19 protein-coding genes are annotated in these 16,226 nt (G+C 42.5%); all 19 read left to right on the forward strand.

The features are described 5' to 3' along the window. Positions 1-1,362, forward strand: coding sequence for a secretion protein F (locus H8S44_RS13335; RefSeq protein WP_186872576.1), 1,362 nt, complete (start codon positions 1-3; stop codon positions 1,360-1,362). 619 nt (positions 1,363-1,981) lie between these two features. Beyond that, complete coding sequence (locus H8S44_RS13340) at positions 1,982-3,376, forward strand: metallophosphoesterase family protein (RefSeq protein ID WP_117472016.1); 1,395 nt, start codon at positions 1,982-1,984, stop codon at positions 3,374-3,376. Next, the gene (locus tag H8S44_RS13345) at positions 3,376-3,624 is read left to right on the forward strand and encodes a hypothetical protein (protein WP_117472014.1); all 249 of its coding nucleotides are present in this window, start codon (positions 3,376-3,378) and stop codon (positions 3,622-3,624) included. Before H8S44_RS13340 ends, H8S44_RS13345 begins: the two co-directional genes overlap by 1 nt. 1 nt (position 3,625) lies before the next feature. After that, complete coding sequence (locus H8S44_RS13350) at positions 3,626-5,368, forward strand: DUF2326 domain-containing protein (RefSeq protein WP_117472011.1); 1,743 nt, start codon at positions 3,626-3,628, stop codon at positions 5,366-5,368. A 278-nt stretch (positions 5,369-5,646) separates the two neighbouring features. Next, the gene (locus H8S44_RS13355) at positions 5,647-6,303 is read left to right on the forward strand and encodes a hypothetical protein (RefSeq protein WP_117472009.1); all 657 of its coding nucleotides are present in this window, start codon (positions 5,647-5,649) and stop codon (positions 6,301-6,303) included. Next, the gene (locus H8S44_RS13360) at positions 6,272-6,835 is read left to right on the forward strand and encodes a hypothetical protein (protein ID WP_117472007.1); all 564 of its coding nucleotides are present in this window, start codon (positions 6,272-6,274) and stop codon (positions 6,833-6,835) included. The genes H8S44_RS13355 and H8S44_RS13360 overlap by 32 nt, the downstream gene beginning before the upstream one ends. Before the next feature lie 138 nt (positions 6,836-6,973). Continuing rightward, entirely contained in the window at positions 6,974-7,966 is a 993-nt protein-coding gene (locus H8S44_RS13365) for a DUF5688 family protein (RefSeq protein WP_117472005.1), read from the forward strand. A 50-nt stretch (positions 7,967-8,016) separates the two neighbouring features. After that, entirely contained in the window at positions 8,017-8,997 is a 981-nt protein-coding gene (locus tag H8S44_RS13370; RefSeq protein ID WP_081034906.1) for a DNA adenine methylase, read from the forward strand. Positions 8,998-9,020: 23 nt separating this feature from the next. Next, on the forward strand, positions 9,021-9,254 hold the full coding sequence (locus tag H8S44_RS13375) for a hypothetical protein (RefSeq protein ID WP_243015272.1): 234 nt from the start codon (positions 9,021-9,023) through the stop codon (positions 9,252-9,254). Next, positions 9,251-9,529 (forward strand): AbrB/MazE/SpoVT family DNA-binding domain-containing protein, encoded by a 279-nt coding sequence (locus H8S44_RS13380; protein ID WP_002593826.1) that lies wholly within the window; start codon positions 9,251-9,253, stop codon positions 9,527-9,529. Before H8S44_RS13375 ends, H8S44_RS13380 begins: the two co-directional genes overlap by 4 nt. A 4-nt stretch (positions 9,530-9,533) precedes the next feature. After that, positions 9,534-10,094 (forward strand): hypothetical protein, encoded by a 561-nt coding sequence (locus H8S44_RS13385; protein WP_055650597.1) that lies wholly within the window; start codon positions 9,534-9,536, stop codon positions 10,092-10,094. Positions 10,095-10,110: 16 nt separating this feature from the next. Then, on the forward strand, positions 10,111-10,671 hold the full coding sequence (locus tag H8S44_RS13390; protein WP_002593824.1) for a YodL domain-containing protein: 561 nt from the start codon (positions 10,111-10,113) through the stop codon (positions 10,669-10,671). An 87-nt stretch (positions 10,672-10,758) separates the two neighbouring features. Continuing rightward, positions 10,759-11,085: a SpoVG family protein gene (locus H8S44_RS13395; protein ID WP_002593823.1), complete on the forward strand. Its 327-nt coding sequence runs from the start codon at positions 10,759-10,761 to the stop codon at positions 11,083-11,085. Between the two features lie 48 nt (positions 11,086-11,133). Next, the gene (locus H8S44_RS13400) at positions 11,134-11,373 is read left to right on the forward strand and encodes a DUF6133 family protein (protein ID WP_002593822.1); all 240 of its coding nucleotides are present in this window, start codon (positions 11,134-11,136) and stop codon (positions 11,371-11,373) included. 1 nt (position 11,374) lies between these two features. Then, positions 11,375-11,833, forward strand: coding sequence for a prepilin peptidase (locus H8S44_RS13405; RefSeq protein WP_055650598.1), 459 nt, complete (start codon positions 11,375-11,377; stop codon positions 11,831-11,833). 149 nt (positions 11,834-11,982) lie between these two features. Beyond that, a complete protein-coding gene (gene cpaB / locus H8S44_RS13410; protein ID WP_117472002.1) occupies positions 11,983-12,843 on the forward strand; it encodes a Flp pilus assembly protein CpaB in 861 nt (286 codons plus the stop codon). Between the two features lie 3 nt (positions 12,844-12,846). Then, entirely contained in the window at positions 12,847-13,659 is an 813-nt protein-coding gene (locus H8S44_RS13415; protein WP_055650600.1) for an AAA family ATPase, read from the forward strand. Next, positions 13,653-15,299 carry an ATPase, T2SS/T4P/T4SS family gene (locus H8S44_RS13420; protein WP_117472000.1) on the forward strand — a complete coding sequence of 549 codons (1,647 nt, stop codon included), beginning with the start codon at positions 13,653-13,655 and terminating at the stop codon, positions 15,297-15,299. The genes H8S44_RS13415 and H8S44_RS13420 overlap by 7 nt, the downstream gene beginning before the upstream one ends. Next, positions 15,296-16,225, forward strand: coding sequence for a type II secretion system F family protein (locus H8S44_RS13425; RefSeq protein WP_117471998.1), 930 nt, complete (start codon positions 15,296-15,298; stop codon positions 16,223-16,225). The genes H8S44_RS13420 and H8S44_RS13425 overlap by 4 nt, the downstream gene beginning before the upstream one ends. Position 16,226 lies beyond the last annotated feature (1 nt).

The following is a 16,226-nucleotide window of genomic DNA, read 5'->3' on the forward strand; positions in this document are numbered from 1 at the left end:
TTGAAAGAACGATGGAGGAAATGGCAGGAAGCCCTGGGGAAACTGTGGGTGAAAAAAGCGGGAAAAAGCGCGGAACGGGAGAATATATCCCGCACCATGGAGCTGCTTTATCCGGAGGGCGACCGGGAGAAACAGGCGGAAAGCTATTGCCGGAAAAGATGGAAAGGAATGGCGCTGGTACTGGCAGCAGGTCTTTTACTGGCGGCGGTTCTGTGGCTTACTCAGAGCCAGAACGGAATCCTGGAGGATGGTTACCTGCTTCCCAGAAAGGAGCAGGCCTATGAACAGAAGATGGAACTGATCCCCGAGGAGGGAGAACCGGAGACCATCACCATTCAGGTGGCACCCCGGAAGCTGACGGACGGGGAATGCGAGAAGCTTCTGGAGGAGACGGTGAAGCAGATGGAAAAACGGATCCTGGGAGAGAATCGTTCTCTGGAAGAGGTGCGAAACGATCTTAATCTGGTACAGGAGATCGAAGGGACGCCGATAACGGTGGAGTGGGAGCTGGACAGTTATAAGGTTCTGAATCTGGACGGAAGTATCCGAAGGGAGGCGGTAAAGGAAGAGGGAAGCCTGGTGGAACTGACTGCCCGACTCCGGTGTGGGGATAAGGAGCAGATTTATCAGGCCAGGGCCCGGATTCTGCCGCCTATCCAGAGTCCCCTGGAACAATGGCAGGCGGAACGGGACGCCGCCGTGAAGGAAGCGGATACGAAAAGCGAGAAGGAGGATTATCAGGAACTGCCGGATCAGATAGGCGATAGAACGGTGAACTGGGCGGAAAAGAAATCCACAGCCGCCGGGGCAGTGCTGCTTCTTACACTGGTCTGCATTCCCTTCGTGTATACAGCGGGAGACCGGGAACTGAAAAAGAAGCTGAAGAACCGGGAACGTCAGCTACAGCAGGATTATGCGGGGATGGTGAGCAAGCTGCTGCTTCTCCTGAACGCAGGGGCTTCCGTGCGTATGGCATGGGAGCGGATGATACAGGATTACAGAAAGAAACGGGACAGAGGCCAGGGAGGACAGCGTTTTGTCTATGAGGAAATGATCCGGACAGGACGGGAGCTGCAAAACGGAATGTCGGAGGCCCGGGCTTACGAGCGCTTCGGACAGCGCTGTGGTCTGGTGTGCTATCTGAAGCTGGGCGCCCTTCTGGAGCAGAATCTGAAAAAGGGCAGCAAGGGACTGGGGGAGCTTTTGCAGGCGGAGGTTCTGGAGGCATTTGAGATGCGAAAGGATCTGGCCAGGGTTCGGGGAGAGGAAGCGTCGACCAAGCTTCTGTTTCCCATGATTCTCATGCTGCTTCTGGTGATGGTGTTTATCCTGGTTCCGGCGGGGATGTCCATGAGAATGTAAAGGCAAAAAGGAGGAATATGAAATGAAGGGAATCAAAAAAAGATGGACGGCGATCTGGAAGGATGAGAGAGGAATCGGAACCGTGGAAATGATTCTGATTCTGGTGGGAATATTAACCCCTTATCATTGAGTGGGTATAAGGTGTATAGAGTTAAAATATGTAGATAAACAGAACTGAATATACAGCGAGAGGTGAAAGTGTGTATGAGGTCAAAGGGAAAAACAGCAGATGGGATTGTAGTGCTCAGATATTATAATGTACTGTTTTACTTATTTTTTAGAGCTGAAGTAGATGATTTTAAGAGACAATGCTTAGTAAACAGAATCGATGCGGGGGAATCCATACGGATGAAGCAAATACAGGATTGGTGCGACTGTCACCAGATTCCATTTACAACTAGATTTATATATAGAAAGGATTTCCCAGTAAAAGCAAACCTGTGGAATCTATATTCATATTGTAGATTTAGGGCTGAACTGTTAATGTTACATTTGACAGGGTCTTAAATTAGTAATACTTTTTAATATGAAAAACATCTGAAAATAATTTGTTGAAAAATGTATTCAAAGCAGTAAAAGAATATTATAATGTGATTTAGAAATATTTTTGGAGGGCGGTATGGATACATTGAGATGGTTACATTTATCAGATGTACATTTTTCTGATGGTGAAAGTTATGAAATTAAGAGAATGAGAGACAGCATCATTGATAAAATGAAAGAAGTGTTCGAAAAAAATAAAGTGGATTTTGTTGTGCTTTCGGGAGATTTGGCGTATCAAGGTGGTGGATACGATGCAAATTTGAAAAAATTTATTGAATCTTTAGTAGATGTTTCTGGTGTAAGTATTGATGAATTGTTTATAGTGCCAGGAAATCATGATTTAAAAAGAACCCAGATGAGAAGTGTTTTGTTAAATGGGATGAGAACAGAGCAGTTTAAATTCGAAAAAGAAACAATAGAACAGTTACAAAAAGATTTCAAAAAATATATGACGTTTTATAATAAAGTAAAGGGTGAAAACAGTAACTACATATATCGTCTCGTAAAAAAGGAAAAGTATAATATCTTTTTAATGAATACTGCATTTACAGCAGGAACAGATGAAGATGATGGAAAACTAATTTTGGAAATAGATTCATTTTATAATGAAATAAAGCAGCTTAAAGATCAAGAGAATTGTATTAACATAGCGATTGGCCATCATCCTATTTCGTGTTTTATGAATGGTATTCAGAAAAAGATATGGAATAATTTTAATGATTTTAATATTGATTTTTATTTGTGTGGTCATTTGCACAAGGGAGCATATGATTATGACTTAAGTGGAGGTAGGACAATTCCAACATATCAGTGTGGAAGCGGTAGAGTAGATAATTATGCAACAGTTACATTTATAATAGGCGAATTAGATATGGATACTAAAAAAGGAAAGTTAATATCCTATAAATGGCTCAAAGATGAAGAATGCTGGGCGATTGGAGGAATAGATGGTCGGAGAGCGGTTCCTGGTGAAATGGAAATTAATCTTGATAGGTTTAAACAGGATTCAAATGTATATGTAGAGGATGAAGATTTAGATGAAGATGAGTTTCGAAGATTTATGATGAAATTTCATGAGAAATTGAAGCATAGCGGAATGGAAGATATTAATATAGACCCGAAAGATGTATTTGAAAAATTTTCAAATATGAAATGTAATAAAAGTGTTGAGAAACAATATCATTCCTTATGCAGATATTTTCCTGTAATTGATGAGATTATGGAAAGTACACTTTTGACACAAATAGAACGTGAAAGTATTCCTAATATAGTCATTTCTGAATATAACAAAGTGTGGAAAAAGGCTATAGATGGAAATGAAATAATAGAACTAATTGTAGAAAATATATTTCAGATCTATAAAGATGAATTAAATTATTCTAATACAAAATTAAAGACATATTTTAAAATATTAGTATACTGGTCAATTTATGAATGTGATATTTTTAATGATTCAATTCAGGAGGAATAATGGACTATTTTAAAATTAATAAATATTCATCAATAGAAGAAAATATTTTGTATATTTCTAAGAATATTATTGAGCTGCTAAAGGGTAGCGAAAAAGAGTTTGGTAAGATAGTAGAGTTATATGAAAAAAAGTTCTTTACAGAAATGAGTGTAAATATTGAAACAAGTATTTACTTAGCGATACTTTTTCTTTTTGGGATAGGTAAAATTGACATTGAAAATAAAAAAATCAAATTGGTGGTGGAATGATATGATTTTGAAAGAACTTTATGTTATTTCATTAAAAGAAAAAGAGATTATTAGAAAATACGTATTTAATACGTCCGGATTGAATGTAATATTAGGTGTCGCAAAAAAAGATTCTAATGGTGTAGGAAAAACGGCAATGGTTGATGCTATTCGAATGCTGTTAGGAGCGAAAATGCCAGAGGATTTTCAACACAAAGAAGAACTGGCCCAAAGAGATATTTTATTAGTGCTAAAAATTGAAGTTAATGGTAAGGTACTATATTTGGCAAGGCAAATAATCGATGACGAGAATGGGTACATTTCCGAAAATGTAGCATTGGATTTAAAGGGATGGAATATGTATGATCTGGAAAGTTATCGTATAAAAGTACAAGATTATGTTTTTGGCAATTTAAATTACGAAGAGGCTCCCTCACTTCAGACAATACGAGAATATCTGATTCGAGATGAAAAGCAAGGGTTTAGTGATATTACCTTAAGTAAACGTAAGGCTATTAAGAACAGTCAATGTTTAGATTTTTTATCACTATTACCAATCTATTATGAGACGGAAATAAATAAGCTGAAAAATGAACAGGCTTCATTACAAACAGAAATTAAAATTATAAAAACATTAGCCAAAGACATTACTAAGTTAAAAAGTGACAAAATTAAATTAGAATCAGAAATAAATAGAATGAAAAATATGTTAGATTCTGTCAATGTAAGTGATAAGATTGATTATGATGAAGAAAAATATATTTTAGCAAAAAAAGAATTAAAAAAAGTAGAATCACAAATTTTTAAGAAAGAATACAGTAAAAAACAGTTCGAGCAAAATGTTGAGGGTTTGGAACAGCGACACCAAAAAATGTGTGAATTAGTAAATTTGCAGATATATTATGAGCAGATATTGAAATATTTTCCGGAAGAGTTGAAGAAAAACTATGAAGAGATGGAAATGTTTTTTTCTTATATGCTTGAAAATAGAGGGGATTATTTTAAAAATCGGATAGAAAAGCTTGAAGGAGAACTTGAAAAATTACAAAATGAAAAAAAAGGTTTGCAAAAAATAATTTCGGAGAGCACCAAAATATTTCAGAACACACAGCTAGTGGATGATATACATAATATTAATGAACAATTAAATGTAGAATACCAAAAACTAGCAGATATTAAAATGAAAATTGATAAGTATAATGAGATCAATAAATTGACAAAAGAATTAAATGCAAAAGGAAAGGAGATATTAGAAAAAACATTTGAATATGAGAAGGATTATAATCAGTACGAAGATAATATAATAAATATTGAAACCCATTTTAAAACATTGACTGAAACGGCTTATGATGAATCTGGTGATTTAACTTATAATTATGAGAATGATGTTAAAAAAAGCTCTGCTACGGGTAGAGTGAAAATTACATGTCAGATTGCAGATGAAAACTCACATGGACGTTTGTATATGAAAATTAATATGTTCGATTTAGCTCTTTTCTTGAATAGAATAGATTTAAATGCGGGATGTCAATTTCTTATACATGATGGTTCTTATTGTAAACCAAATCCAGACGCTAAAGCAAAAGTAATAAAATATGTAGATGAGTATTTAAAAAGAAAGGGTACAGGTCAATATTTTATTACAATAAACAAATCAGAACTAGATGAAAAGGATTTAGAATTTTTGAAGAGCCAAGGAACGGTTGTTGCTGAATTCGACAGGGAGTATAAAGATACACATAGATTCTTTGGTTTTAAATATTAAATATTATATCAAGGAAGTCAGTGCTTACAATTATGTAATCACTGACTTTAAAGTTTTTGTAGAGATTTTGGAGGAGCTTATATACTTGAAAGTAGAATAAAGTGGACAGTTAACATATGGCTGATGGGGAAGGAGGGGTATTTTTAAGAGAATGCCATAGATTTGTGATTTTGTAGCTGAAATTATAGTAGGAACTTAAAAGGCAATCATGCTTTATTTAGCAAAGTGTGATTGTCTTTTTGGTGTTTAAAAACAGGTGAAAATAAAGGAGGAATACAATGATTCGATTTATGAGTGATACAACTTATGCTGGAGTGGAGCAGGAAATGCAGCACATACCGGGATTTCGTCCAAGAAGAAGCGGAATGGTTATCAGTCACCTTTCTGGTTGTCTAGAAAATCAGCGCAGCCTGTGTGAAAGCCATGTGACCGATTGTGTCCCGTTTTATGAGCTTCTGGAGGTGTTGGCAGAGGAAGTGGCTGTCAGCACCTTTGTAAACCGCGTGTGTCGTCTGACAGGGAGAAGAAATCCGTGCTTTTTTCAAAACGGTCATAGAGAACGGTTTCTGGCTATGGGAGAGAAGTGCAGCAGAGCCATTGAAGAAGCAGCGACCTGTTCTGCGGTTTATCTTCTTTCCGCAGATCGATTTTTGTGGAGCAGAGCATTAGAGGTGATTGACCAGGAGGGAATTCATTTTGCCAGAATCCATATCCATGGTGTTGATTTGGATGGCTATGTCTTGTTTCATATGGCAAGGGACCTATATCAGGGAAGCAGGCATATCCGTTTATCAGAACTTATAGATCCAGATCTGGTCAGCGACCGGGCATTTGAATGGATTATGACGGCCTGTGTGATTCGTAGGCATGGAAGCAGATTTTTACGAGAGGAGGAAAGAAGGATTGACAGGAGCAGAATTGGACAGCAGCAGTGAAAAAACAACAGAGCGTTCTGTGCTTCGGCTTTTTAGCCCTTTGACAGCTATCATATATGCAAAGGATGACTGGATAGAGTTGGAGGAATGCAGTGAGGAGGTATTTCCAGCTGAGTTGTGCAGCTATGAGACGGAAATTCTGGAACAGATTGCAAAGGAGTGCCTTCCGGAAGAAGGAGACAGAGGACTGGCGGTTTATTTGGATATTCCAGAATTAGAAGAAAAGATTTATAGCATGAAGCCTACTGTGGAAGTCTGGCAGGGGGAATTGTGGGGAGTGCTGGAAGTAGAAAGCTATAACCAGCTTTCTGAAAGAGAGATTGAAGCAGTGAAGGAGTACTGGGAAGGGCAGGAAAGCGATGGATGGGGAGAGGGGTTTGAACAGAGGGAAATCAAAATTTCAGAGGGAGAACTGTATGTCAGTTTTTGGAACAGTGGAGATGAATTCTTTCTGGTTACAGAAGAAGGTTTGAAAGGAGAAGAGCAGGAACCTGACATTCAGAAAGGAGGGATTGTTTTTGGAGCATTATGATAGAGAATTTTATATCTTTCGATAGTTTAATACCATGGAAGGAGAGCTGTATTTTTTGAATAGTATGCAAGGAAGGTACTCGTCTGACGGCTTATGAGATGGAAAACGATATGAATAAGGTGTAGAGGAGAATAGAAAATGACTTATGAAGAGTTTTTGAGATTGACGAAAGAGAATTTAAAACGATTTTTTCCGGACTCTTTTCAGGAGAGAAAAGTGGAAATCAAGGAGGTGTTAAAGAATAACAATATCAAATTACAGGGAGTATATCTGTCAGGTAGTCCAAGCTACACCTCCATCCCGCTTTTATATCTGGAATCCTATTATCAGGAGCTTGAGAACGGAAAGAAGCTTGAAGATGTGTGGCGGACCATCGCTCGGGATTATCAGAAGTGTCAGGAAACGGCAATAACCATAGATGGCATTTCCAGTAAAGAATGGGATTATGAAACCATAAAGAAGGGGCTGACCGTCTATGTCCGAAATGCACAGGAAAATGTTGATTTTCTTGCAGATTGTCCTCATGAAATATGTGAGGATCTGGCACTGGTTTATGGATTTCATGTTTTGGTGGACGGAGAAAAGGACGGAAGTGCCATTATCAATTATGACAGGCTGAAGTGGCTGGGAGTCAGCGAGGAGCAATTAAAGCAGGATGCCTGGGAAAACATGAAGCAGAGCAATCCTCCTTGTTTTTTGGATTTACAGGATATGTTGGCAAAAATGTGTTTTGACGAATCGGGAGATGTAAAGGCCGGTAGTTTGGAACATTTAGAGGATGTGGATCCCAATGCAATGATGTATGTTTTGACGAATTCAAATCAGGTCAATGGGGCGGTTTATATGTGTGATGAAGAAGTAATGTCTCTTATTGCAGAAAAGCTGGGATCAGATTTAATCGTGATTCCGTCATCGATTCATGAAACGATTATTCTAAAAGAAACAGAGAATATGAGCGTAAGAGAACTGAATGCGATGGTAGAGGCAGTAAATGCGGAAGCCGTGGATCCACAGGAAAGGCTGGGGAATTTTGTTTACCGATTTGATAGGGAGGCCCAAAGACTGGAAAAAGCAGTAGAACAGGCAGAGGAGCTGGATTTTGAACCTGGGATGTCACCGGTATTTGCGTAGGACTCAGTTATATGTTTCATGAGTATTGTGGATGTTAGGAGGGATGCAGAATCAACAGTTTTATTTCATGGGTTGGCGGAAAGAAAGCACTCCGCAGCCTGATTTACACAATGTTTCCGGCAAACTTTGATCGTTACATTGAAGTGTTTGGCGGAGGTGGTTGGGTACTGTTTGGAAAACCACCAGATGACCGGTGTATGGAGGTTTATAATGACTATAACTCAAATCTGGCAAACCTGTTTTATTGTGTTAAGAACCGCACGGGGGCATTCCTTAAGGAACTCGGATTTCTTCCGTTAAACAGTAGGGATGAATTTACAGTAATCCGTAAATTTATTGAAAAGCAGGAACCGGATACCCGATTTTTAATTGAGGAGTTGGAACTTGCAGAGAAGTATTTGCTGCCGCCGGATTATGAGGAAGTGAAAAAAATCCTGCTGGAAAATGCAGAGGTAACTGATGTAAAACGGGCGGCTGCATTTTTTAAATTGATCCGGTACAGCTATGGAAGTGGTTGTACATCCTATAGTTGCCGTCCGTTTGATGTGCGGAACTGCTTTGACACCATTTGGCAGGCATCTCGCAGGCTGGCAGATACCGTAATAGAAAATAAAGACTTTGAGGCACTGATTCGGCAGTATGACCGGGATAGTGCCTTTTTTTATTGCGATCCGCCCTATTATGAGACGGAAGGTCATTATGCAGTGGTATTCCGAAAAGAGGATCACAAACGGCTCCGAGACACTCTGACAGGGAGCAGGGGGAAGTGGATGGTCAGCTACAATGACTGCGATTTCATCCGGGAACTGTATGCAGGATATTTTATTACAGCCGTTACGCGCATCAATAACCTGGCTCAGAGGTATGAGGAAGGTTGTGAGTTTCCAGAGGTCATTATTACCAATTATGATCCTGGTGAGAGGGAGCGGTTAAAACCAAGACAGCTGGATCTATTTGGAATGTGGGGAGATGGAGAAACGGATCATTACGAAATCCGGGAAGAAATCTGTCCGGAAAGAGAGGTGCTATGAGAACAGAAAACAAGAGAAAAACAATGGTGCAAAAAAAGGAAAACGGTGTCCTTTCTGTGCCTAGTGAACTGTTACTGACGGCTGGGATTCCGCTTGATTGTGATTTGATGATAGAAACAGTCCCCGGAGTGATTCTGATTGGTATTGAGGCTCCGGTACAGACGGTTTGCAAACCCTATCTGAAGGTGTTCGATGAGCTGGGGATTGAACCCAATGAAGTGGAGGCATTGATGGGAAAGGAGAAAAGGACCAGATGAGTAAACCGATGTATCGTTTAGTGGATGGAAAGGGACGTGTCTTGATTCCAAAATCTATGAGGGAAGCGGCAAAGCTGGAGTATGGGGATATTGTTTGTCTGGGAATGGCGGGTGGAAAAATTACAGTCCGGAAGGTAGAGGTTATCGAGGTGGGAGATCAGTCTCCGGAGGCAGTGGAGGCATATGTCCGTACTGCATTTCAGTTTATGCCAGATAGTCTCCGACTGGATCTGATCGGAGAACTGAGTAGACTGCTGCAGAAAAAGGAGGGGTAAGATCATGCAGGAATTCACAGAAAAGGATTGTATGCAGACAGAAAAGGAGATATCTATCCAGAACCGGGTGGTGGTTCTTCCCTCAAAGGTATTACCAGAGCATTACACGGGGCAGCTTTTTTTCTGTACGAATATCCAGAAAACAGAAAATCCCAGACATTCCATTGCCCATTTGGTTTCTTTATCTACTGGGGAGGCATGGCACTGCTGGAACAGGGATGTGGTTGGTGTGCTGCTACCAGAACTGTTGGGGGAAAAGGAACGGCTCCAGCTCTCCCAGATCCGTCCATTTGGGGCGCTGGATTTACATGGACATTCCCCAGAATATTCTGGATACAGTTTTCTGCCGGATGGACGCTATGCGTCAGGGGTATGGCTGGCAAATCCAGAGGAAGTATGGAGCTATGTAATGATGCAGAAGGACTACCAGTATCGGATTTTGATCTGCGACAGGGATGATTTTGCCGTACTGGAAATGTTAGAGGGAAGGATGATCTTTCCTGATGTGCAGAGTCTGGAACAGTTTCAACAGGCACAGAAGGACGGGGGGATGGAGATGATTTAGAAATGAGGGAAGGGAAATGAAGCAGATTCAGATTGAAAATGGAGTGATCCGGTATTATGGGAACCGGGTAGGTCGTGTGACGGAAGGATGTGCAGTAGTGGATCCCATGTTTCAGAATGAAGCATTAGAAAGCTTCCTGCGTAAGCAGAGGAATATCCAAAAAATTCAGTGGCAGGACGGGATCTACGACCGGTTGGCAAATAGTCAGGAAGATATGGAATCGGCAAAGGGGTTAAAAGATGTACGCATCTGGCAACTGAGAGGAGATGTGGATGTGCATATGAAGTTCCTTGCACTTTCCCAGATGGAGCAGCAATATGGCTCCCCCAAGCCGGATTTTTATATCAAAGTCTATGAAGGGGCATCTGACACCAATGACCTGGAAGAACTCTATGATAAATTCCGGTATCATCCGCCGTCCGGTTATACAGGTCATGGGCTATCCATTAGTGATGTGCTGGAACTCTATGATGAAACAGGGAGTTCCTTTTTTTATGTGGATCGCTATGACTTTAAGAGAATTGATTTTACAGAGTCGCAACCGGCGGAGGAATTCATACACACCATGCAGTTTTAGCAGGCAGTTTTGGCTGCCTGTTTGACTGAAATAGATCCAGAAAGGAACGGTTTATGAGCAGAAAAAAACAAAGGAGGAAGAATCAGTATGCCAGATTTAGACGTTCGGATTACATCTATGTATCCACCAGGAGTACAGGGCGGGATCAGAGCCTATGCATCCGCCACAATCGCCGGGTGTTTTGCCGTCCGGGGAATCAAAATCGTCGAGGGAGGTAAGGATGGGCTTTTTATGTCTATGCCCAGTCGGAAAACACAGGATGGATACAAGGATATCTGTTTTCCTGTGACGGAGGAATTCCGCAACGAGCTGAAACAAGCGGTATTGGGAGCGTATGGAGAGGCACTGTCCATGGCACAGGCATCTACCTTACAGACAGCACCCCCTCAAAATCCAGGGCAGAACATGGTCTGATTTAAGGGGTACAGAGAACAAAAACAGAAAATCAATGGAGGAGATCAAATGAAGAATATTAAAAGACAGCTGGTAAATTATCGAAATGCAATGGTTATGCATATGTGGAACGTAAAAAACAAGCTTCAGGATACATCTGGTGAGGGATATGTGGACACAGCCATTAAGATCCTGATCGCAGTTGTGCTGGGAGCACTGCTTCTGGCAGGTCTTTATGCACTGTTTAATGATACCGTACTTCCTACACTGGTACGCAGGGTGCAGGAAATGTTTGATTATAGCGGTTGATATGGAGATCAGGATATCGCTGCTTCAGGCAGTACAGGCAGTGTTTTTTTTCTCGCTGCTTATTGCGGTTTCTGCCTGGGATCTTCGGTACCGGATTATTCCGGACCGATTCCAGGCAGGGATTGCCCTGCTTTCCTTTCTGAACTTTGCACCCAGACAGCTGTTTGGAGCTTTAGGGGCAGTGCCATACCTCATAGTTGCATTATTTTGCAAGAGGGAAGGTGGAATTGGCGGCGGTGATATCAAGCTGGCAGGAGCAACCGGCTTGGTACTGGGACTTCCTGCAAGCCTGACTGCTTCCTGTTTAGGACTGACAGGATTTGTGATGTATGGTTGTATGGTCTGCCTGTGGAATCGGTTCAAGGGAAAACGAGATAAAGAAGCATTTCCTGTGGGACCGTTTCTGGCAGGAGGAGCGGCAGCCGTTTATTGTATGAGATTAGGAGGATGGATGATATGAAGAAGAAATTATGGATCATGGTTTGTGTTGCAGTGCCGCTTACAATGATTGCGGCCATCATATACCACAACAGAAAATAGGTAGACAGCAGTCAGTGGAACACTGGTTAAAAAGGAACCAAAATAAGGAAAAGAGTTGGAGGAGATGAAATGCGATTTTTGAAAAACAGGACTGTACTTGGTGTGCTTTGCATCGTGCTGTCTTTAATCATCTGCTTTGCAGTTACACCATTGTTTAATAAGGCTATGAGTGAAAAGACGGAAATTGTACGTGTAGTAAAACCAATTTCAGTGGGAGAAGAAATTACTTCTGACATGGTAAAGACCATAGAGGTTGGCAGTTATAACCTGCCAGATGATGTAGTAAAACATTCGGATACTGTGGTTGGGGCATTTGCATCTGCAGATTTGGCGCCAGGAGATTACATCCTGACATCCAAGATTGCAGAAGAGCCGGCGGCAGAAAATGCCTATCTCTATCATCTGACAGGAGAAAAGCAGGCAATCTCTGTTACGGTTAAGGCATTTGCCAATGGATTGTCCGGAAAGCTAAAGAGCGGCGATATTGTGTCAGTTATAGCTCCAGATTATAGAAAGCAGGGAAAAACGGTAATTCCTGCGGAGCTTCAGTATGTGGAGGTCATTGCTGTGACTGCAAACAGCGGATATGATGCAAATACGGGAGAAGAACTGGAAGATGGAGCGGATCGTGAGCTGCCTGGAACCGTTACCTTGCTGGTAACGCCAGAGCAGTCAATGGTTCTGGCAGAGCTGGAGGCAGATGGAAAACTGCATTTGTCTCTGGTGTATCGTGGGGATGAAAAGAGTGCAGGGCAGTTTTTGGAAGCGCAAAACCAGATATTAACGGAACTGTATCCTCCAGAAGATATGGAAGGAGAAGCGGAAGAAAACGAGGCGCCGGATCATTCTGATAAGGAGCCAGAGGAAACCAAAGCAGAGGAGCAGGAGGAGTCCGAACAGGGCGAAACAGAGGAAAGCGAGGTGGAGTAAGCCTTGAATTTTCTGAAAAACAGTATTTTCAGCAGGGGAGCCGGGGACAGCTCTCCTGACTGGGAACCGGAAAATGAGAATCAAATGCTGGCAGTCTGGGGAAGTCCTGGATCTGGTAAAACCACGACAGCAGTGAAGCTGGCGGCGCGCCTTGCCATGCAGAAGAAGGATGTGGCTCTCCTTCTGTGTGATATGAATACACCGATGCTTCCCTGTATCTGTCCTCCTGGAGACCTGGAAGAGGAGCATTCTCTGGGGAGTGTTCTGGCAGCAACCCATGTGTCGGAATCGTTGGTACGCCATAACTGTATTACTCATAAAAAAATACGCCATCTAACAATCCTTGGAATGAGGAAGGGGGAAAATGAATACACATATCCACCTTACGAGCGGACACAGGCAGAGGAATTACTGCAGTGTTTAAGAAAGATCGCTCCCTATATCATCGTTGATTGTGGAAGCTGTATTGCCAATGACATTCTTTCGGCCATTGCCTTGATGGAGGCGGATGCAGTGCTGCGGCTGGTAAACTGTGATCTGAAATCCATCAGTTATCTTTCCAGTCAGCTTCCGCTTCTTAAGGACAGTCAGTGGGATGCAGAAAAGCAGTATAAAGTGGCGAGCAATGTATATCCCAATGAGGCCAGCGAACACATTGAACGGGTGCTCGGCAATGTGGCATTCCAGATCCCTCATTCCGAGGAAGTAAAGGCACAGGTTCTGGAAGGGAACCTTCTGAAAGAACTGGTACTAAAGGACAGTAAGGGGTTTAGAAAAAACATGGAAGCAATCACAAAGGAGGTGTTCGGATGTTAGGGGAAAGACGCAGCAAAGCCGCGTTTTCTGCGGGTTTTCCCGAAGCTGTTCGGGAAGAAACACGACAGGATTCTGGACATCTTCCGGAGGAGATCATGGAAACGGAGGCTTCTTTGGATGGCTTGGATGGAGGGGAGGGGACAGAAGAAAACTTTCAAAATGATAGCCTGTCGGAACAGGCTTGTGAAGGACAGATGCATGGAAAGGAGGATATCTGGTCAGAAGAGGAGGATATAGAGGCTCCTTTGTGTACTCAAAAAACGGGAGGTCGTTCTCTCCGTACCCATGACCTGTTTTTTGCATCAGAGGATGAAGGGCGTGACTTTCAGTCCGTGCTGCAGGAGATACAGGCGTATCTTTCCAAAGAATACAGTAATCTGGTAACCGGAGATGGAAACGAAGAAATAAAAGCACAGATCCGCCGATTTGCCGGGAAGTATATTCAGGATAACCGTATACAAGTACCGGGAAAAACCACGGATGAGCTGATTGATGCGATTTATTCAGAAATGGCAGAGTTCGGTTTTCTCACAAAGTACATCTACGGGGAAGAAATCGAGGAGATCGATGTAAATGCCTGGGATGATGTGGAGGTCCAGTATTCTGGTGGAGTGACAGAAAAATTGAAAGAGCATTTTGAAAGCCCCGAACATGCCATCAATGTCATTCGGCGTATGTTGCATGTGTCTGGGATGGTGCTGGATGATGCGAGTCCAAGCGTTCTGGGACATTTAAGTAAAAATATCCGTATTGCTGTACTGAAGACACCTCTTGTTGATGAGGATGTCGGGGTGGCAGCCTCGATCCGAATTGTGAATCCCCAGAGCATGAAGAAACAGGACTTTATAAAGGGAGGAACGGCAACCAGTCAGATGCTGGATTTTTTATCGGAGTGCATCCGGTATGGAATCTCTGTGTGTGTGGCGGGAGCCACAAGCTCCGGAAAAACCACACTGTTAGGCTGGCTTCTGACCACAATTCCGGACGGTAAGCGTATTTACAGTATTGAGAATGGTTCAAGGGAGCTGGCGCTGGTACGCAGAAAGGATGGGAGGGTAGTCAATTCCGTGATTCATACCTTGACCCGTGACAGCGAGAATGAGAGGCAGAGAGTAGATCAGATTGCACTCCTTGATATGGCGCTACGCTTTAATCCGGACATTATTGTGGTAGGAGAAATGCGTGGACCAGAAGCGAATGCGGCACAGGAGGCTGCCAGAACCGGTGTTGCGGTTGTGACAACCATCCATTCCATGAGTTGTGAGGCAACTTACCGCCGCATGGTTTCCCTGTGTAAACGTGCTGTGGATATGAGTGATGAGACTTTGATGGGATTTGTAACGGAAGCCTATCCGATCATCGCTTTCTGCAAACAGCTGGAAAACAAGGAACGCCGTTTAATGGAAATCATGGAGTGTGAGATTCTGGCAGATGGAACCAGACGATACCGTCCACTGTTTCAATATCAGATTACGGAAAACAGGGTGGAGGATGGAAAGTTTGTAATTGTGGGGCACCATAGACAAATTAACCCAATCTCGGACAGTCTGGCAAGACGGCTGATGGAGAATGGAATGCCGCAGGAAACGCTGGCAGGACTTTTGAATGTAAAAAAGGATAGAGAGGAGGAGAATGAATGACGGCGATTCAGCTATTGGCGTGTGTGGGAATGATCGTGGGTGTATTTTTACTGCTGGGAATGAAGCCAGTGGAGTTTACGGACAGCCTGTTTGGATTTCTATTGAATCCAAAACGAAGTCTGCGGGAAGACATCAGGGAATCATCAGGAAGAAAAAAATCAGGGATTTTGCGCAGGGAACTGGAGGAAGCACAGAACATCCTTCAAATGACGGGCAGGGGGAACCGGTTTTCCATCATCTGCGCAGTTGCTCTGGCACTGTTTTGCGCTGGGGGATCCATTGCTATTTTGTTGGGGAATTTTTTCCTGGCTCCGGTGATGGCAGTGGGTTTTTTATTTCTACCATTCTGGTATGTGAAACTGACTGCCAATCATTATAAAAGGGATGTGTCTGCAGAACTGGAAACGGCGCTTTCGGTCATTACCACAGCATATCTGAGGACAGAAGATATTGTGACGGCGGTGGAGGAGAATATAGCATATTTAAATCCTCCAGTGTCCAGAGTATTTCAGGATTTTCTCATCCAGATTAAAATGGTAAATCCGGATGTTCAGGCCTCCCTTCGGATTTTGCGGGGAAGGATTGATAATGAGGTGTTTCGGGAGTGGTGCGATGCAGTTAGTGACTGCCAGCATGACCGGAGCTTAAAGACTACACTGCCGCCCATCGTATCAAAGCTGTCAGATATGCGGAATGTGAACGCAGAACTGGAATACATGATCGCAGAACCAAGAAAAGAGTTTATGATCATGGTTGTGTTTGTAGTAGGCAATATTCCTCTTATGTATCTACTGAATCAGGACTGGTATGATGTACTGATGCATACGGTACTGGGACAGTGTATTCTGGCTGCCACTGCGGCGGCTATTTTTATATCCGCTGGCTTTGTAGTGAAACTGACCCGTCCCATTGAATACAGGAGGTAGC

This window comes from Anaerosacchariphilus hominis, from assembly GCF_014290175.1.
GTDB lineage: Bacteria > Bacillota > Clostridia > Lachnospirales > Lachnospiraceae > Laedolimicola > Laedolimicola hominis.